Origin of the sequence: Pseudomonas sp. GV085 (assembly GCF_003050925.1) — a bacterium.
Taxonomy (GTDB): Bacteria; Pseudomonadota; Gammaproteobacteria; order Pseudomonadales; family Pseudomonadaceae; genus Aquipseudomonas.
Window position 1 is genome coordinate 58,360 of the sequence record NZ_QAOV01000020.1, and the last position, 17,283, is coordinate 75,642.

The window sequence follows — 17,283 nt, forward strand, 5'->3', positions numbered from 1 at the left end:
TATCAGCGAATAAAGTGAATCTTCCCGCTGTCGTCATTGCCCATGTAGATGCCATACACCCCAGCCTGGCGCTCCTCGATATAACGTTCAAGGATCTGCCGGATCGCCGGGTAGTAGATGCTGTCCCAGGGAATATCCTCAGGCGCGAAGAATTGGTAGTCGAGGGTTTCCGGGCCGTACTGCCCGGTGATCTCCAGCGCGATGGCGCGGAAGATGATGTACACCTCGCTGATCCTGGGCACGCTGAAGATCGAATAGGGCGAGACGATTTCCGCGCGCACGCCGCTTTCTTCCCAGACTTCGCGCAAGGCCGCCTGCTCGGTGGTCTCGCCGCTTTCCATGAAGCCCGCCGGCAGCGTCCAGGTGCCGGGGCGCGGTGGAATCGCGCGCTGGCACAACAGGTACTTGCCGTCCTGCTCGATGATGCAGCCGGCAATGATCTTCGGATTGACGTAATGGATGTAGCCGCAGCCGCGGCACATCAGGCGCTCGTGCGTATCGCCCGGCGGCAGTTGCTGACCGAGATCAGCGCTGCCGCACTTGGGGCAAAAGCTCGGGCTGAACATTTCAGCGACCTATGCGCGGTTCTTTCAGCGCGATGGGCAGGGTGATCTGCGGCGTGGCGCCGGTTTCTTCCTGTTTGCGCTTTAGGTAGTCCAGGGCCACGGCAGCGGCCGCACGCACGTGGTCGACGCACGCCTGGTGGGCGGCCAGCGGGTCACCGCTCTTGATCGCTTCGACCATGCGTTCCATTTCCTGGTTGCTGGCGCCGCGACGGTTTTCCTGGGACACCGAGGTCGCGCGCAGGTAGCTGATGCGTGCCTGCAACTGGCGCAGTTGAGTGGCCGCGACATGGTTGCCCGAGCCTTCGAGCAGCACGTCGTAGAAACCCTGCACCGAGTCGATGACCTGTTGCAGTTCGCCGTCCTTGAGCGCCTTGCGGTTTTCTTCCAGGGCTTTTTCCAGGGCCTTGATGTCCTTGGCCTTGGCGCGCAGGGTGAACAGTTGCACGATCAGCCCTTCGAGTACGCAGCGCAGCTCGTAGATGTCCCCGGCGTCGGCCAGGGTGATGATCGCGACCCGCGGGCCCTTGGCGTCGGCGAACTCCACCAGGCCTTCGGATTCCAGGTGACGCAAGGCTTCGCGCACGGAAGTACGGCTGACGCCCAGGCGATCGCACAGATCGCGTTCGACCAGACGGTCTCCCGGCAGGAGCTGGAAGTTCATGATGGCGCTTCGCAGTTTATCCAGCACGATTTCGCGCAGGGTGACGGGGTTGCGATTGACCTTGAAGCTGTCGTCGAGTGGCAGGCGTTTCATGGGGTCCGCTCTGATTGTGGCTGTCCATGCAAAAAGAGCACTTCGATTACGGGAATCCATGTGCTCTGTCATCAAACAGCCAAGGGTTAACTGGAGGCCTCGGCATCGGCTTCGGCGAAGGCTTCACGGGCGAGCCGGAAACTGTCTACGGCAGCGGGGACACCGCAATAAATGCCGACCTGAAGCAATATTTCGCGTATTTGCTCACGACTCAGGCCGTTACGCAAGGCGCCGCGCACATGCAGCTTGAGTTCGTGGGGCCGGTTGAGGGCCGAGATCATCGCCAGGTTGATCATGCTGCGCTCCTTGAGCGACAAACCCTCACGGCCCCAGATATGACCCCAACAATATTCGGTGACCATTTCCTGCAATGGCCGGGTGAAGTCGTCGGCGTTTTCGATGGAGCGGTTGACGTAGGCTTCGCCCAGCACCTGGGTGCGGATTTTCAGGCCTTTTTCGTATTTTTCGCTGTTCATTTGCGTAGCTCCCGTGGGCTCAGAGGCCGCCCATCAAGGTATATTTGAGTTCCAGGTAATCCTCGATGCCGTACTTCGACCCTTCACGGCCGAGCCCCGAGGACTTGATGCCGCCAAACGGCGCGACTTCTGTGGAAATCAGCCCTTCGTTGATCCCGACCATGCCGTACTCCAATGCTTCGCTCATGCGCCAGGCGCGGCCCAGGTCGCGGGTGTAGCAGTAGGCGGCCAGGCCGAACTCGGTGTCGTTGGCCATCTCGACGGCCTGGGCCTCGGTGTCGAAACGGAACACCGCCGCCAATGGGCCGAAGGTTTCTTCTTGGGCGACTTTCATTTGCGTGGTAACGCCCGCCAAAACGGTTGGCTGGAAGAAGCCGTTGCCCAATGCATGGCGTTCACCGCCGCACAGCAGTTGTGCGCCGTGGGCCAGCGCATCCTGCACATGGTCTTCGACCTTGGCCACGGCACGCTCGTTGATCAGCGGTCCTTGGGTGACACCCGCGTCAAAGCCGCTGCCGACCTTGAGTTGCGAAACCCGCTCGGTCAGGCGCGCCACAAAGGCGTCGTGGATACCGGCCTGGACCAGGAAGCGATTGACGCAGACGCAGGTCTGCCCGGCGTTGCGGAATTTGGCGATCAGCGCGCCATCGACGGCACGCTCCAGGTCGGCATCGTCGAAGACAATGAACGGCGCGTTGCCGCCCAGTTCCAGCGAGACTTTTTTCAGCGTCGGCGCGCACTGGGCCATCAGCAATTTGCCGATGGCAGTGGAACCGGTGAACGACAGTTTGCGCACCTTCGGGCTGGCGGTCAGCTCGGCGCCGATAGCGATGGCGTCGCCGGTGATCACGTTGAAAATGCCCGCTGGAATCCCGGCCTGTTCCGCCAGAACCGCCATTGCCAGCGCCGAGAAGGGCGTTTCCGGGGCCGGTTTGACAATGCACGGGCAACCGGCGGCCAGTGCCGGGCCGGCCTTGCGCGTGATCATCGCCGCCGGGAAGTTCCACGGCGTGATGGCCGCGACCACGCCAATCGGCTCCTTGCTGACCACGATGCGTGCATCGCCCTTGTGGCTGGGAATGGTGTCGCCGTAGATGCGCTTGGCTTCTTCGGCGAACCACTCGATGAAGCTCGCGGCGTAGAGGATTTCGCCCTTGGCCTCAGTCAGTGGCTTGCCTTGTTCGAGGGTGAGGATCTCGGCCAGGGCGTCGGCGTTTTCCAGCATCGAGGCATGCCAGCGCTTGAGGGTATTGCTGCGTTCCTTGGCGGTCAGTGCGCGCCAGGCCGGCCAGGCTTTGTTGGCGGCCTCGATGGCCATACGCGCATGCTCGGCGCCGAGGTTCGGCACCTGGCCGATGAGTTCACCGGTGGCCGGGTTGAAGATGTCCTGACAGGCACCATCCGGCGCGTCCAGCCATTGGCCGTTGATGTAGGCCTGCTGACGGAACAGTAACGAGGCTGCTGGGCTCATGTCGGCTCCTGAGAGTAAGGGGTTACCTGTAGGAGCGAGCCTGCTCGCGAAAAACCTGAGAACGCCAAGGGCTGTCAGACAGCACGCGTTATCGTTCACGACCATCGCGAGCAGGCTCGCTCCTACAGGGGCTGCGTCAGGCCAGGGTGGGCAACGGGCCCAGCTTGCCTTTGTGGTAGATCATTGGCGTCACCGGTTGCGCGGGCAGGATCAGGTTCTTCACCGCGCCGACGATGATCGCGTGATCGCCGCCGTCGTATTCGCGCCACAGTTCGCACTCGATGATCGCCGTCGCCTTGGCCAGGATCGGGTTACCCAGTTCGCTCAGGTGCCACTCGATGCCTTTGGCCTTGTCTTTGCCTTTACCGGCGAAGGCATAGGCTTCGGCGGTCTGGTCGGCGGACAGCAGGTGAATCGCGAACTGCTTGCTGTCGCGCAGCACCGGGTAGGTGTCGGAACCGTAGTTGGGGCAGAACAGCACCAGTGCCGGGTCGATCGACAGCGCACTGAAGGCGCTGGCGGTGATGCCGACGATGCCGCCGTCCGGATCCAGGGTGGTGACCACCGTGACCCCGGACGGGAACGAGCTCATCACGTCTTTGTAAATGCCGGGTTCGATCATTTTCCAGGACTCCTAGCGCATCACGAAGGGATCAGGCATCGGTGCCTGGGACAGGTTGATCCACACCGTTTTCAGCTCGGTGTAGGCCAGCACCGAATCGATGCCGCTTTCGCGTCCATAGCCGCTGTTCTTGAAGCCGCCGATCGGCGCCATGGCCGAGACCGCGCGGTAGGTGTTGACCCAGATGATCCCGGAACGCACGTCCCGGGCCAGGCGATGGGCACGACCCAGGTCACGGGTCCAGATGCCGGCGGCGAGGCCGAACTGCGAGTCGTTGGCAATCGCCAGCGCTTCGGCTTCGTCCTTGAAACGGATGACCGAGGCCACCGGGCCAAAGACTTCTTCCTGCATGATCTTCATCGAATTGCGGTCGCACTCGAACAGCGTCGGCTCATAGAACCAGCCGTCGCCCAGGTTCTCTGGACGCTTGCCGCCCAGACGCAGACGCGCACCCTCGGCGATGGCGTCGGCGACCAAGCCTTCGACCACGGCCAGTTGCTGCGCGGTGGCCATCGGGCCCATTTCGCTGCTGTCGTCCTGCGGGTTGCCAATGCGGATGCGCCGGGCGCGTTCCACCAGACGGCCGACGAACTCGTCGTAAATCTCGTCCTGCACCAGCAAGCGCGAACCGGAGACGCAGCTCTGCCCGGAGGCGGCATAGATCCCGGCGATGGCGCCGTTGATCGCGCTGTCGAGGTCGGCGTCGGCGAAGATGATGTTCGGCGATTTACCGCCCAGTTCCAGCGACAGCTTGGCGAAATTCTCGGCGCTGCTGCGCACCACATGCCGGGCCGTGGCCGCGCCGCCGGTGAAGGCGATCTTGCGCACCAGCGGATGGCGGGTGAGGGCGGCGCCGGTGCTTGGGCCATAACCGGTGACGACGTTGACCACCCCCGGCGGAATCCCGGCTTCCAGCGCCAGGCGCGCCAGTTCGAGGATGGTCGCCGAGGCGTGTTCCGACGGCTTGATCACGATGGTGTTGCCCGCGGCGAGGGCCGGCGCAAGTTTGATCGCGGTGAGGTACAGCGGGCTGTTCCACGGAATGATCGCCGCGACCACGCCCATGGCTTCGTGCACGGTGTAGGCAAACAGGTCCGGCTTGTCCAGCGGCAGGGTGCCGCCTTCGAGCTTGTCCGCCAGGCCTGCGGTGTAGTGGAAGAACTCCGGCAGATAGCCGACCTGACCGCGGGTTTCGCGGATCAGCTTGCCGTTGTCGCGGCTTTCCAGCTGCGCCAGTTGTTCTTTGTTCTCGGCGATCAGGTCGCCCAGGCGTCGCAACAATTTGCCGCGAGCGGTGGCGGTCAAGCCGCGCCATGCCGGGCCGTCGAAAGCCGTCTGCGCCGCCTGCACGGCGCGCTCGACGTCGGCTTCGTCGGCGTCGGGCAGCTCGGCCCAAGGCTCGGCCAACGCCGGGTTGAGGCTTTCGAAGGTCTTGCCGGAGAGGGCATCGACCCATTCACCGCCGATGCACATCTGGAAGCGTGCGAGTGTCATGCAACGATCCCCTTGATCTGGTTTTGTTGGGAATGCGCGGTCTGTAGAAACTCCAGCAACAGCTGGTTGACCAGGCGCGGAGACTCTACGGGCATCATATGCCGTTGCTCGGCGAGCACGGCAACGGTCGCACCGGGAATGCGTTCGGCCAGTTGCCGGGCCATTTCCGGGGTCGAACCGGGGTCCAGCTCGCCGGTGGCGATCAGCGTCGGCACCTGGATGCTGGCCAGGTCGTCGGCGCGGTACATGTCCTGGGTGGCGAAAAGTTCATAGGTGGTCAGGTAGCCCTGGGGGTCATTGCCGGCCAGGGTCTGGCGAATCGCAGCGATCTGCGCCGGGTTCGCGGCCTGGTATTCGCGGCTGAACCAGCGCGACAGCGCCGCTTCGGCGTTCGCGTCCGGTCCGTGTTCGGCAGCCTGACTGGTGCGGGCGATGACCCCGGCGCGTTGTTCAGCGCTGCGGTTGAACACGCTGTTGAGCACCACCAGGCCTTCCAGGCGTTGCGGGTAGTGCAAGGCAAACGCCCGCGCCACCAGCCCGCCCATGGAAAAACCGATCACCGTTGCCTTGGGCAATTGCAGGTGGTCGAGCAGCTCCAGCAACTGGTCGGCATAGCCGAGCAGCGGCGTTCCGATCGAAGGGCGCGGGCTGGCGCCATGGCCGAGCATGTCGTAGGCGATGACGCGGTAGTTCGTGGCCAGGCCAACGATCTGGCCACCCCACATTTCTTTGTTCAGGCCCACGCCGTGGATCAAGACCACGGGCTGGCCTTGGCCGGTCGCCAGGTAACTGGTGCCAGCCGGGGTGAGTTCAGCGGTGAGCCGAATCATGGAGCGCTCCTGCAATGCCTTTTTGTTGTCGTTCTACTGGCCGGTTACTGGGCTTTTTCGGCGGCCAGTTCTTCCAGGTCGATGTAGCGGTTGCCGATGCGCGGGTGCAGGCGGCCGCCGTCGGCGCAACCCAGGACCACAACAATTTCGTCGGCACGCGGGGCGTCTTCGATCTGCATTTCCAGGGTGATGTAGTGCGAACGCAGGCCTTCGTCGTCCTTGTGCATCATCGGGATCTGGATCGAGGTGCCCGGGCCGCCGCGCTTGTTGGTGAAGCTCAGGTAGCTCTTGGCCTTGACCGCTTCGCGGTAATGGTTGCCGAAGCGCAGGGTGTGGATCACCGCCGAAGCGTGTTCGATCTCGCCATCGGCGCCGACCACCGCGGCCTTGCCGTAAGCCTCGATTTTCTCGGCACCGCCAATGATGCCCACCAGGCGCTCGACCATCAGCGCGCCGAGGTCGGAGCAATTGGCGCGGATCTGTGGTTTCAGGTCTTCGACGAAACCGTTGCCCACCCAGGGGTTTTTCATCACCACGGCCAGACCGACCATGGTCACGGGCTTATCGGTGGCTTTGCCGCCTTCGATAAAGGTTTCTTCGACATAGCTGACGATCTTGCGGATTTCGAAACTCATGGGCTGCTCCGTAGGAGGTTTTGGGTGTCTGTGCGTCTGATGGTATACCATAATACCGATGACGCAAGTCCCTTGAGTGAGTTTCTCGTCGGGTGGATAGGGGGGAAGAAAGCAATTTCAAACACATTGAACCTGTAGGAGCGAGCCTGCTCGCGATGGACGTCAACGATAACGCGTGCTTTCTGAATGCACGTGGTGTCTTCAAGTCCATCGCGAGCAGGCTCGCTCCTACAAGGGGGCGGTGGTGTCTGGAGGGGTTAGCGGGAAATGAGGCCGTGGTCGAGGGCGTATTTGACCAGTGCCGCCGGCTTGTCGATGTTGAGCTTGCGCCGAATGCTCAGCCGATGGGTTTCCACCGTGCGCACGCTGATGTCCAGTTCCCGGGCCATTTCCTTGTTGTTCAACCCTTGCACCATCTTCGACAGCACCTGGCTTTCCCTCGGGGTCAGTTCGTTGTCGGTGTTCCTGTCGGCGATCAGCCGCTGGGCGATTTCGGCGCTGTAGAAGGTTCCGCCACTGCTGATGGCCTCGATGGCAGCAATGATTTCCCGTGACGGGGCGTTCTTCAGCACATAGCCGCTGGCGCCGGAGCGCACCGATTCACTGACGTATTCGTAATTGTCGTACATGCTCAGCACCAGCACCTTGAGCGATGGGTATTGGTTGCGCAGCACGCGGGTCAGCTCCAGGCCGTTCATGTCCGGCAGGCTGATGTCGACCAGCAGCAGGTCCGGCTGGCAGCGTCCGACCATCTCGATGGCTTCGGCGCCGTTTTCCGCTTCGCCGACCATTTCCAGGGGCGACATCACGGCCAGCAGCGCCTTGATGCCGTCGCGGACCAGGGAGTGATCGTCGACCAGGGCGACGCGGATCGGGGAGGGCAGGTTCATCGCAGTATTCACTCTTGTAGTTTTGCGCCAGCTCAGCGTTTGGCGCCAGGTTTCATCGGCAGCCGTACGTCCAGCTCGCTTCTGCCCGGCATCGAGATCAAATCGAAGCGCCCGCCAAAATGTTCGACGCGTTCACGGATGTTACGCAAACCGATGCCGGCCTGACGACGTTCGACCTGGGCGACGTTGAAACCGATGCCGTCATCGACCACGGTCAGCCGCACCGATTGTTCGCAGCCGCGCAGGGTAATGGACACGTTCTTCGCCTGGGCGTGGCGTTCGATATTGGTCAGGCCTTCCTGGACGATGCGGAACAGTGCAACAGCGGCGCCGTCGACCAGTTGGCAGTCGAATTCATTTTCGTCATAGGTCACGGTCAGCCCGCTGCGCTGCTCGAATTCGGCGGCCAATTGACCGATGGCCGCTGGCAGGCCGAGGGTGTCGAGCAAGGATGAGCGCAGGTCGTGGGAGAGGCTGCGGACTTCGCCGATGGCATCGCCCAGGCGCTCGGTGGCGTCCCTTAACGTGTTCAGGCCCTTGTCGTGGGCTTGTCCGCGTTCCAGCAGATGGCTGGCCAGTTCAAACTGAAACTTGATCGAAACCAGCACCTGACTGATGCCGTCGTGCAGTTCACGGGACACCCGGGATCGTTCCTCCTCCTGCAGGCTGACAATGCGCTGGGTCAGGCGCTGCAGTTTCTTGTCCGCCAGCCGATGTTCGCTGACATTGAGGGTCATGCCGGTGGCGAACACGAACAGCACCGCGACCAGGGCGACCACGGCGATGGCCATCATGGTCTTGCGGATGCCCATGGCCACTTCGGCACGGGCCTGCTGGGTGGCGCGCTCGACGTCTTCGAGGTAGATGCCGGTGCCGAGCATCCAGCCCCAGCGATCGAGCATCACCACATAGGCGAGCTTGTCGGTCACCTGTCCGGAGGAGGGTTTGTTCCAGGCGTAGCGTTGAAAACCTTCGCCCGATTGCGCGCTTTTGAGCAGCGCCTGGATCACCGGCAGGCCGTGGGGGTCTTTCATGTCCCACAGGTATTGACCCACCAGTTCCGACTGGCGCGCATGCATCAGGCTGCGGCCTTCGTGGTCGTAGACGAAGAAGTAGCCGTTGATACCGAAGCTGAGCTTGCGCAGTTCTTCCAGCACTTGTTGCTGGGCGTGGGCATCGCCGTGGCCGTCGTCGTACAGCGGCTCGATCAGGCTCTGGGCCATTTCCACGTAGTTTTTCAGCTCCGCGCGCTTGCTCGCCAGAATGCTGTCTTCGATCAGTTGCGCCTGTTGGTCGCCCAATTGGCGGTTGAGGGATATCACCAGCGCGCAGATGACGGCAATGGCCAGCACCAGCGGCAGAATCCCGAGGGCGACGATCTTGTGTTTGAGCTGCATGTTGACTCCTGCCCGCGCGAAGGCTCGGGATCATATGCCAAAGAAACACAGCCTTGTTGGACGGAATGACCATTGGCGGGAGAGGTCATTCAATTGAAATGCTGAACCTGTGGGAGCGAGCCTGCTCGCGAAGGCGGTGTATCAGTCGGCATCCATGTTGAATGACAGAATGCCTTCGCGAGCAGGCTCGCTCCCACATTGATTGGTGGATAGCCATGGTTCTACGTAGAACTACGTAGACACCACGTACGTAGTAACGCGGATTTATTTGTGGACGGCATGCGCAGATATTGGGCCAGCTCCGCACCGCGGACACAATTATAAAAATTACCGCCGCAGTCACTGGCTGTCGGCAGGAGACACGCTATGCCCCGTCTGGCTAAACACCTCGCCTGGTTTGCCGTGGCTGTCCTGGGAGCGATTGCGCTGAGTGTCGTGGCCCTGCGCCGCGGCGAAGCGATCAACGCCCTGTGGATCGTAGTCGCAGCCGTCGCCATCTACCTTGTTGCCTACCGCTACTACAGCCTGTTCATCGCCAATAAAGTGATGCAGCTCGATCCCAATCGGGCCACTCCGGCTGTGCTCAACAACGATGGTCTGGACTACGTACCGACCAACAAACACGTGCTGTTCGGTCACCACTTCGCCGCCATCGCCGGCGCGGGGCCTCTGGTTGGCCCGGTCTTGGCGGCGCAGATGGGCTATCTGCCCGGCACGCTGTGGCTGATCGCCGGTGTGGTGCTGGCCGGTGCCGTTCAGGACTTCATGGTCCTGTTCATGTCCACCCGCCGCAACGGTCGATCCCTCGGCGACATGGTCCGTGAAGAAATGGGCCGCATCCCCGGCACCATCGCGCTGTTCGGTTGTTTCCTGATCATGATCATCATCCTCGCGGTGCTGGCGCTGATCGTGGTGAAAGCCCTGGCCGAGAGCCCTTGGGGCATTTTCACGGTGATGGCGACCATCCCGATTGCGATGTTCATGGGCATCTACATGCGCTACATCCGCCCCGGTCGCATCGGCGAGATCTCGGTGATCGGCGTGCTGTTGCTGCTCGGCTCGATCTGGCTCGGCGGGCAGATTGCCGCGGATCCGGTGTGGGCCAAGGCCTTTACCTTTACCGGTCTGCAGATCACCTGGATGCTGATCGGTTACGGTTTTGTCGCGGCGGTGTTGCCGGTGTGGCTGATTCTGGCGCCCCGTGACTACCTCTCGACTTTCCTCAAGATCGGCACCATCGTGGCCCTGGCCATCGGCATTCTGATCACCATGCCCGAGCTGAAAATGCCGGCCCTGACCCAATTCATCGACGGCACCGGCCCGGTGTGGAAGGGCGGGCTGTTCCCGTTCCTGTTCATCACCATCGCCTGTGGCGCGGTCTCGGGTTTCCACGCACTGATCGCTTCCGGCACCACGCCGAAGCTGCTCGCCAGCGAAGGGCATGCCCGCTACATCGGTTACGGCGGCATGCTGATGGAATCGTTCGTGGCCATCATGGCCATGGTCGCCGCGTCGGTGATCGATCCGGGCGTGTACTTCGCCATGAACAGCCCGGCTGCCGTCGTCGGTGCCGACGCGGTTGCCGTTGCGCAAACTGTCAGCAGCTGGGGCTTCGCCATCACGCCTGAAGCCTTGCAAGCCGTGGCCCATGACATCGGTGAAACCACCATCCTGGCCCGGGCCGGTGGTGCGCCGACCCTGGCAGTCGGTATCGCGCAGATCCTGCACCACGTCCTGCCAGGTGAAAACACCATGGCGTTCTGGTACCACTTCGCGATCCTGTTCGAAGCATTGTTCATCCTGACCGCGGTCGACGCCGGTACCCGTGCCGGGCGTTTCATGCTCCAGGACTTGCTTGGCTCGTTCGTGCCGGCCCTGCGCCGCACCGAATCCTGGACCGCCAACCTGATCGCCACCGCCGGTTGTGTGGCCATGTGGGGTTATCTGCTGTATCAGGGCGTGATCGATCCATTGGGTGGCATCAACACCTTGTGGCCACTGTTCGGCATCTCCAACCAGATGCTGGCCGGTATCGCGCTGATGCTTGGCACCGTGGTGCTGATCAAGATGAAGCGCCAGCGTTATGTCTGGGTCACCTTGCTGCCGGCGGTATGGCTGCTGATCTGCACCACGACCGCCGGTTTCATCAAGCTGTTCGATGCCAACCCGGCGATCGGCTTCCTCGCCCTGGCGAAGAAGTACAGCGATGCCCTGGCCAACGGTCAGGTGCTGGCCCCGGCCAAGAGCATCGACCAGATGCAGCACGTGATCTTCAACGCCTACACCAACGCAACGCTGACCGCGCTGTTCCTGTTCGTGGTGTTCAGCATCCTGTTCTTCGCGCTCAAGGTCGGTATTGCCGCCTGGGGCACCAAGGAGCGCACGGATAAGGAAGCGCCATTCCACGCGCTGCCGGATGCCTGATCATGTTCAATGACCTGAGTCGCCTCGGCAAATACCTCGGTCAGGCCGCGCGCCTGATGGTCGGCATGCCCGACTACGACAACTACGTCGAGCATATGCAGAGCAAGCACCCGGACAAACCGGTGATGGACTACGAGGCGTTCTTTCGCGAACGTCAGGAGGCCCGTTACGGCAGTAAAGCCGGACCGAAGTGCTGTTGAGTGAAATAAAAAAACCGGCTGAACAGCCGGTTTTTTTTTGAGTGCAGGAATGCCCTGAATGGCTCAGGCCGCGTGGTAATCCGAATCGTCGCTGTCACTTTTGTCCTGGGGCATGGACGCATTGCCAACATTTCGTTCATGAGTCTCATGATCCGGCCTGGCGATCTTGAGCGCCCGGTCGGCGACCTTGGCGTTATGCATCAGGCGACAGAACACGGCGGCGACGATGATCGACAGCAATGACCAGATCACAATGGCTTTGAGGAGCATGGCGAAACCTCTCGCGGCAAACAATTCTTACGATCGCACGCGTCCTTGCAGCAAAGGCTACCTATCCATTGTGGCAGGTGTTCATGATCTTGCATTTGCTTGCAGATTTGAACTGTTTATCAGCTATCTCCCCAGATGAAGCGACAGTTTCCCGGACCGGTACTTTAATGGATGTTCTGGAGCGACTGATCACTGGGCCCTCATAGCCTTAAGGCTATGGATCCCATACCGAAAAGCTATTTCTTCAATCGGTGATCCGGATCCACGCTTAAGGATGGTTAGCTGAAAACAAAATAAAGAGGAGATGCCATGTCAACTGAATCGAAATGCCCGTTCAATCACGCCGCTGCTGGCGGTGGCACGACGAACCGCGACTGGTGGCCGAACCAACTGAACCTGAAGATCTTGAGTCAACACTCGCCAAAATCTGACCCGTTGGGGGGCGACTTCAACTACGCCGAAGCCTTCAAGAGCCTGGACTTCCAGGCGTTGAAAAAAGACCTGACTGCGCTGATGACCGATTCCCAGGACTGGTGGCCGGCGGACTTCGGTCACTATGGGCCTTTCTTTATCCGCATGTCCTGGCACGCCGCAGGCACCTATCGCACCGGTGACGGCCGGGGCGGCGCCGGCTCCGGTCAGCAGCGCTTTGCACCGCTCAACAGCTGGCCCGACAACGTCAGCCTCGACAAGGCCCGTCGGCTGCTCTGGCCAATCAAGCAAAAGTACGGTAACAAAATCTCCTGGGCCGACCTGATCGTCCTCGCCGGCAACGTTGCACTGGAGTCCATGGGCTTCAAGACCTTTGGTTTTTCCGCTGGCCGCCCGGATGTCTGGGAACCGGACGAAGATGTCTACTGGGGCTCGGAAAAAACGTGGCTGGGTGGCGACGTGCGGTATGGCAAAGATGCCGGGCAAAACCCCGCAGAGCGCAATCTGGAGGCCCCCCTCGCAGCCGTGCAGATGGGCCTGATTTACGTAAACCCCGAAGGCCCTGAAGGCAACTCTGATCCGGTCGCCGCCGGGACGGACATCCGTGAAACCTTTGCGCGCATGGCCATGAACGACGAGGAAACCGTCGCGCTGATCGCGGGCGGTCATGCCTTCGGCAAAACCCACGGTGCAGGTCCCGTCGAGCATGTCGGACCTGAGCCCGAAGCCGCCGGCCTCGAGCTGCAGGGCCTGGGCTGGAAGAGCACGTTCGGTACCGGCAAAGGTGGCGACACCATCTCCAGCGGCCTGGAAGTGACCTGGACGACCACGCCAACCCGGTGGAGCAACAACTACCTGGAGAACCTGTTCGGTTACGAATGGGAACTGACCAAGAGCCCGGCGGGGGCAAACCAGTGGAAGCCGAAAGGCGGCGCTGGCGCCGGCACCATTCCGGATGCCCATGATCCGTCCAGACGGCGTGATCCGACCATGCTGACCACGGACCTGTCGCTACGCTTCGACCCGATCTATGAGCCGATTTCGCGGCGCTTCCTGACCAATCCAGACCAGTTGGCCGACGCCTTCGCCCGTGCCTGGTACAAGCTGATTCACCGTGACATGGGGCCGCTCTCGCGCTACCTCGGCCCGGAAATGCCGAACGAAGAGCTGCTGTGGCAAGACCCGATCCCTGCCGTCGATCATCCGCTGGTCAATGACAGCGATGTGGCGGGCTTGAAAAGCAAGGTGCTGGCTTCTGGCCTGTCGGTCTCGCAACTGGTATCGACGGCGTGGGCGGCGGCTTCCTGCTTCCGTGGCTCCGATAAACGCGGCGGTGCCAACGGTGGGCGTTTGCGTCTGGAGCCGCAGAAGTCCTGGCAGGCCAACCAGCCAGAACAACTGGCCAGCGTGCTGGCAAAACTCGAAAGCATTCAGAAGGAGTTCAATGGCGCGCAATCCGGCGGCAAGAAAATCTCCCTGGCTGACCTGATCGTGCTCGCCGGTGGCGCGGGTGTCGAACAGGCGGCGAAAAACGCCGGCCACAGTGTGACAGTGCCGTTCAGCCCAGGACGTATGGACGCCAGCCAGGAACAGACCGATGTCGAATCCTTCGGTTACCTTGAACCGATTGCCGACGGCTTCCGTAATTACCTGAAGCAACAGTACCGTGTGCCGGCCGAAAAATTGTTGATCGAGAAGGCGCAACTGCTGACGCTCACCGCGCCGGAAATGACGGTGTTGCTGGGCGGCTTGCGTGTGTTGAACACCAATGTCGGCCAGAGCAGACACGGTGTGTTCACCACACGTCCGCAAGCCTTGACCAACGACTTCTTCACCAACCTGCTGGATATGGGCGTGGAGTGGAAGCCGGTATCGGATGCCCAGCAAGAGTATGAAGGGCGCGATCGCAAGACCGGCGCGCTGAAGTGGACAGGCACTCGAGTCGATCTGGTCTTCGGTTCCAATGCGCAGTTGCGCGCGTTGGCCGAATTCTATGCCTGCGCCGATGCGCAGCAGAAGTTCGTCAAGGACTTCGTCGCTGCGTGGACCAAAGTGATGAACCTGGATCGCTTCGACTTAACCCGCAGTGCCTAGAGGAGAGATGTCATAGCGCCGACATTACCGGCAAAAAGTGCCTCGGCTCGCCCTCCGGCTTTTACTTCAGCGGAGGGCATCCGGCGACCATGAACCTTGGCGATCATGGTCCGGTCTTTGTGGCCGAGCTGCTTGATTACCCACATTGGATTTTCGCCAGTTGATAGCATCATGGAGGCGCAGTTGCGGCCACGTTTCGCCGCTGGCTGCTGTCAATATCGCCAGTTGCTCTTCGCGAGTGAAGGGGTCAACGTCATCTTCTTCCTTATCTCGGAATCCGAGATCAGTCGTTATGCTTGTGTTTATGTTTGTTCTTGTACTTATTTTTATGCTTGTGGTCGTAGTGGTCGTTATCGTTATCGTTATCCTTGGCCAGATTGTTGCCGATAGCACCACCTGCTGCGCCGCCCAGTCCAGCGCCGATCAGGCCACCGGTGGAACCACCAACACTGTTGCCGATTACCTGGCCACCCGCTGCACCGAGCCCCCCGCCAATGGCTGATTCGGTCTTGTTGCCACTCTTCGCAGATATTGCGCCCCCAGCTGCGCCACCTACGCCGGCTCCGATCGCAGCGCCAGTGCTACCTCCCATAGCCTGACCGACCACGCTTCCAAGGGCGCCACCGACACCGCCACCGATAGCTGTGTTGGTGGCTTCGCCGGCGAGGGAGTACTGCGATACAAGGAGGCTTAGTGCAACGACAGTGAATGATTTACGCATCAGACAAACCTTTAGAAATACACAATAAAAGAAAAGTTTGTTGGTACGAATCAGTCAGGTCAACAGATATTCGACGGTGCATGAATTTGGATCAACCAATCTGTGATTAGCACAGCCGCTTGTTGATCAATTATGACCGGTGGGCACTCCCCCCATTCCAGGTTGCGGGTCTGGCAAGGGGAGAGGAGGTCGATCAAAAAACGGGGTGATTGGCGGTCAACAGATCGCCGGGGAGGGAATGTCAGGCGGGCATAACGTTGTCATTGCACAGCCAAACCGAGCCATACAAACCCCAAAGAGGGACTTTTGAGGGCCTGAAAGCCGCGACCTGGGTGGGATCGGGTCGCGGTCACTTGATCTTCGCCATTGACCACGATGCCGTACCCGCCGATACGGGTTTGTATCAGCAGGTATCCGCAACGCCCACCGTTACCCGGGCATACAAAACCGCCGTTTCCCGACACCCGGGCGATACACGGCGGCCTCCAAATGGAATCACCGGCAGCGTCACTTTCGGCGCGGCCTGGCGTGGTTCAACTGGAGGAAAGACAATGTCGCGTATCACCCCCCGTCACACCCTCGGCAAGCTTGGTCTGGTTCTGGCCGCCGCAGGGCTCGCCACTGTCGCGAGCCTCGCTCAAGCCCAGGAAGCACAACCGGCCCCGGCGATGAAAAGCTGGCAGCAGGGCCTGCACCGCACCGACCTGGTACGCGAAGACCTGGGCACCGCCGATCGCGAAGTCCTCCAGGTGGTCGTGGACTTCGATCCGGGCGTGACATCGCCCAAACATGCTCACCCCGGTGTCGAGGTGGCACACGTGATCAGCGGCGCCTTTGAATATCAACTGGAAGGGCAGGCACCGGTGACGCTCAAGGCCGGTGACTCGTTGTACATCCCCGAAGGTGTCGCCCATGTGGCGAAGAACGTGGGGCAGGGCAAGGCCTCGGAACTGGCAACCTACATCGTGAAGAAAGGCGAAGCGCTGCTGATCCTGAAGGAGTAGGCGAGGGCCGCCGGGTCATTGCCGGCTGCAAACCTCCCACACGCAACCGCGCAGCCAGCGATGTGCAGGGTCGGCGTCCATGCGCGGGTGCCACAGCATCGAAACCGTGATCGGCGGCGTGGGGAACGGCAGGGCAAAGCAGTGCATCCCCTGGCACAGGTTGCCGACGTGCCGCTCGGGTACGCTGGCGACCAGGTCTGAAGCCCGCGCCAGTGCAATCGCCGAAGAGAAACCGGCGACGATGGTGATGATGTCGCGCTTGAGCCCCAGCTCATTCAAGGCGTCGTCCATGACGCCTTTTTCGTGGCCCCGACGTGAGACCAGAATGTGCCGGGCGGCGGCATAACGCTCAGGTGTCATTTCACCTTGAGTCAGTGGATGACCCTCACGTACGACGCCAATGAACCGATCGCGAAACAGCATCCGGGTCCGCACTTCCGGGCTGGTCGATTCGCCGATCACACCGGTTTCCAGATCCACCGAGCCTTCGCGCAGCAGGGTGCTGTCCTTGTTCAGCTTCTGCACGAAATTCAAGCGCACGCCGGGTGCCTCTTCGTTGATGTGGGCGATGAGTTGCGGTCCGACATTTTCCACGAAGCCGTCGCTGGTGCGCAGGGTGAAGGTACGGGTCAGTTGATTCAGGTCGAGTGCCTCGGCGGGGCGCAGGACGGCTTCGGCGTCCTGCACCAGCACGCCGACGCGTTCACGCAACTCCAGCGCCCGAGGCGTGGGAACCAGCCCGCGGCCGGCCCGCACCAGCAGCGGATCGCCCGTGGTTTCGCGCAATCGCGCCAGCGCCCGGCTCATGGCTGACGGGCTCAGGTGCAAACGCTGCGCGGCGCGGGCCACACTGCCTTCCTCCAGCAACACGTTCAGGGTGATCAACAAGTTCAGATCGGGCATTGGATCAAATCCTGTGGGAGCGAGCCTGCTCGCGAAGGTGGCACATTAAAAATGATGTTGTCTGACACACCCTCTTCGCGAGCAGGCTCGCTCCTACAGT

Annotated in this window: 17 protein-coding genes; 4 read left to right on the forward strand and 13 right to left on the reverse strand. The window is 61.4% G+C overall.

Annotated elements, in window-relative coordinates:
* Positions 1-2 precede the first annotated feature (2 nt).
* The 10 genes from C8K63_RS28340 to C8K63_RS28385 form a co-directional block, all read right to left on the reverse strand.
* Positions 3-566 (reverse strand): NUDIX hydrolase, encoded by a 564-nt coding sequence (locus C8K63_RS28340; RefSeq protein ID WP_108219705.1) that lies wholly within the window; start codon positions 564-566, stop codon positions 3-5.
* A 1-nt stretch (position 567) separates the two neighbouring features.
* Complete coding sequence (locus C8K63_RS28345) at positions 568-1,320, reverse strand: GntR family transcriptional regulator (protein ID WP_108219706.1); 753 nt, start codon at positions 1,318-1,320, stop codon at positions 568-570.
* An 86-nt stretch (positions 1,321-1,406) separates the two neighbouring features.
* Positions 1,407-1,796 carry a carboxymuconolactone decarboxylase family protein gene (locus C8K63_RS28350; RefSeq protein ID WP_108219707.1) on the reverse strand — a complete coding sequence of 130 codons (390 nt, stop codon included), beginning with the start codon at positions 1,794-1,796 and terminating at the stop codon, positions 1,407-1,409.
* Between the two features lie 19 nt (positions 1,797-1,815).
* A complete protein-coding gene (locus tag C8K63_RS28355; protein WP_108219708.1) occupies positions 1,816-3,267 on the reverse strand; it encodes an NAD-dependent succinate-semialdehyde dehydrogenase in 1,452 nt (483 codons plus the stop codon).
* Between the two features lie 136 nt (positions 3,268-3,403).
* Positions 3,404-3,889 carry a flavin reductase family protein gene (locus tag C8K63_RS28360; RefSeq protein WP_090456302.1) on the reverse strand — a complete coding sequence of 162 codons (486 nt, stop codon included), beginning with the start codon at positions 3,887-3,889 and terminating at the stop codon, positions 3,404-3,406.
* A 12-nt stretch (positions 3,890-3,901) separates the two neighbouring features.
* The gene (locus C8K63_RS28365; protein WP_108219709.1) at positions 3,902-5,383 is read right to left on the reverse strand and encodes an aldehyde dehydrogenase; all 1,482 of its coding nucleotides are present in this window, start codon (positions 5,381-5,383) and stop codon (positions 3,902-3,904) included.
* Positions 5,380-6,213, reverse strand: coding sequence for an alpha/beta fold hydrolase (locus tag C8K63_RS28370; RefSeq protein ID WP_108219710.1), 834 nt, complete (start codon positions 6,211-6,213; stop codon positions 5,380-5,382). Before C8K63_RS28370 ends, C8K63_RS28365 begins: the two co-directional genes overlap by 4 nt.
* A 44-nt stretch (positions 6,214-6,257) precedes the next feature.
* A complete protein-coding gene (locus C8K63_RS28375) occupies positions 6,258-6,848 on the reverse strand; it encodes an amino acid synthesis family protein (protein ID WP_003225712.1) in 591 nt (196 codons plus the stop codon).
* A 257-nt stretch (positions 6,849-7,105) separates the two neighbouring features.
* Entirely contained in the window at positions 7,106-7,738 is a 633-nt protein-coding gene (locus tag C8K63_RS28380; RefSeq protein ID WP_108219711.1) for a response regulator transcription factor, read from the reverse strand.
* A 32-nt stretch (positions 7,739-7,770) separates the two neighbouring features.
* Positions 7,771-9,135: a cache domain-containing protein gene (locus C8K63_RS28385; protein ID WP_108219712.1), complete on the reverse strand. Its 1,365-nt coding sequence runs from the start codon at positions 9,133-9,135 to the stop codon at positions 7,771-7,773.
* A gap of 366 nt (positions 9,136-9,501) precedes the next feature.
* Between C8K63_RS28385 and C8K63_RS28390 the strand changes: the two genes are divergently transcribed.
* Together C8K63_RS28390 and C8K63_RS28395 are read left to right on the forward strand one after the other, a co-directional pair.
* Positions 9,502-11,559: a carbon starvation CstA family protein gene (locus tag C8K63_RS28390; protein ID WP_108219713.1), complete on the forward strand. Its 2,058-nt coding sequence runs from the start codon at positions 9,502-9,504 to the stop codon at positions 11,557-11,559.
* Between the two features lie 2 nt (positions 11,560-11,561).
* Positions 11,562-11,759: a YbdD/YjiX family protein gene (locus tag C8K63_RS28395; RefSeq protein WP_008051268.1), complete on the forward strand. Its 198-nt coding sequence runs from the start codon at positions 11,562-11,564 to the stop codon at positions 11,757-11,759.
* A 63-nt stretch (positions 11,760-11,822) separates the two neighbouring features.
* On the opposite strand, the gene C8K63_RS28400 is transcribed toward C8K63_RS28395, so the two are convergent.
* Complete coding sequence (locus C8K63_RS28400) at positions 11,823-12,029, reverse strand: hypothetical protein (protein WP_108219714.1); 207 nt, start codon at positions 12,027-12,029, stop codon at positions 11,823-11,825.
* A gap of 309 nt (positions 12,030-12,338) precedes the next feature.
* Here C8K63_RS28400 and katG point away from each other — a divergent pair, with 309 nt between their 5' ends.
* Positions 12,339-14,555, forward strand: coding sequence for a catalase/peroxidase HPI (gene katG, locus C8K63_RS28405; RefSeq protein ID WP_108219715.1), 2,217 nt, complete (start codon positions 12,339-12,341; stop codon positions 14,553-14,555).
* A gap of 283 nt (positions 14,556-14,838) precedes the next feature.
* On the opposite strand, the gene C8K63_RS28415 is transcribed toward katG, so the two are convergent.
* A complete protein-coding gene (locus C8K63_RS28415; RefSeq protein ID WP_108219716.1) occupies positions 14,839-15,276 on the reverse strand; it encodes a glycine zipper domain-containing protein in 438 nt (145 codons plus the stop codon).
* 551 nt (positions 15,277-15,827) lie between these two features.
* Between C8K63_RS28415 and C8K63_RS28420 the strand changes: the two genes are divergently transcribed.
* Positions 15,828-16,280: a cupin domain-containing protein gene (locus C8K63_RS28420; protein ID WP_108219717.1), complete on the forward strand. Its 453-nt coding sequence runs from the start codon at positions 15,828-15,830 to the stop codon at positions 16,278-16,280.
* Positions 16,281-16,295: 15 nt separating this feature from the next.
* Here C8K63_RS28420 and C8K63_RS28425 read toward each other — a convergent pair whose 3' ends face one another.
* Complete coding sequence (locus C8K63_RS28425; protein ID WP_108219718.1) at positions 16,296-17,183, reverse strand: LysR family transcriptional regulator; 888 nt, start codon at positions 17,181-17,183, stop codon at positions 16,296-16,298.
* Positions 17,184-17,283: the final 100 nt, after the last annotated feature.

What these genes read in the sequence shown, in the direction of transcription:
- C8K63_RS28340 (WP_108219705.1), bottom strand. Translation starts at nt 566, where the DNA reads ATGTTCAGCCCGAGCTTTTGCCCCAAGTGCGGCAGCGCTGATCTCGGT.
- C8K63_RS28345 (WP_108219706.1), bottom strand. Translation starts at nt 1,320, where the DNA reads ATGAAACGCCTGCCACTCGACGACAGCTTCAAGGTCAATCGCAACCCC.
- C8K63_RS28350 (WP_108219707.1), bottom strand. Translation starts at nt 1,796, where the DNA reads ATGAACAGCGAAAAATACGAAAAAGGCCTGAAAATCCGCACCCAGGTG.
- C8K63_RS28355 (WP_108219708.1), bottom strand. Translation starts at nt 3,267, where the DNA reads ATGAGCCCAGCAGCCTCGTTACTGTTCCGTCAGCAGGCCTACATCAAC.
- C8K63_RS28360 (WP_090456302.1), bottom strand. Translation starts at nt 3,889, where the DNA reads ATGATCGAACCCGGCATTTACAAAGACGTGATGAGCTCGTTCCCGTCC.
- C8K63_RS28365 (WP_108219709.1), bottom strand. Translation starts at nt 5,383, where the DNA reads ATGACACTCGCACGCTTCCAGATGTGCATCGGCGGTGAATGGGTCGAT.
- C8K63_RS28370 (WP_108219710.1), bottom strand. Translation starts at nt 6,213, where the DNA reads ATGATTCGGCTCACCGCTGAACTCACCCCGGCTGGCACCAGTTACCTG.
- C8K63_RS28375 (WP_003225712.1), bottom strand. Translation starts at nt 6,848, where the DNA reads ATGAGTTTCGAAATCCGCAAGATCGTCAGCTATGTCGAAGAAACCTTT.
- C8K63_RS28380 (WP_108219711.1), bottom strand. Translation starts at nt 7,738, where the DNA reads ATGAACCTGCCCTCCCCGATCCGCGTCGCCCTGGTCGACGATCACTCC.
- C8K63_RS28385 (WP_108219712.1), bottom strand. Translation starts at nt 9,135, where the DNA reads ATGCAGCTCAAACACAAGATCGTCGCCCTCGGGATTCTGCCGCTGGTG.
- C8K63_RS28390 (WP_108219713.1), top strand. Translation starts at nt 9,502, where the DNA reads ATGCCCCGTCTGGCTAAACACCTCGCCTGGTTTGCCGTGGCTGTCCTG.
- C8K63_RS28395 (WP_008051268.1), top strand. Translation starts at nt 11,562, where the DNA reads ATGTTCAATGACCTGAGTCGCCTCGGCAAATACCTCGGTCAGGCCGCG.
- C8K63_RS28400 (WP_108219714.1), bottom strand. Translation starts at nt 12,029, where the DNA reads ATGCTCCTCAAAGCCATTGTGATCTGGTCATTGCTGTCGATCATCGTC.
- katG (WP_108219715.1), top strand. Translation starts at nt 12,339, where the DNA reads ATGTCAACTGAATCGAAATGCCCGTTCAATCACGCCGCTGCTGGCGGT.
- C8K63_RS28415 (WP_108219716.1), bottom strand. Translation starts at nt 15,276, where the DNA reads ATGCGTAAATCATTCACTGTCGTTGCACTAAGCCTCCTTGTATCGCAG.
- C8K63_RS28420 (WP_108219717.1), top strand. Translation starts at nt 15,828, where the DNA reads ATGTCGCGTATCACCCCCCGTCACACCCTCGGCAAGCTTGGTCTGGTT.
- C8K63_RS28425 (WP_108219718.1), bottom strand. Translation starts at nt 17,183, where the DNA reads ATGCCCGATCTGAACTTGTTGATCACCCTGAACGTGTTGCTGGAGGAA.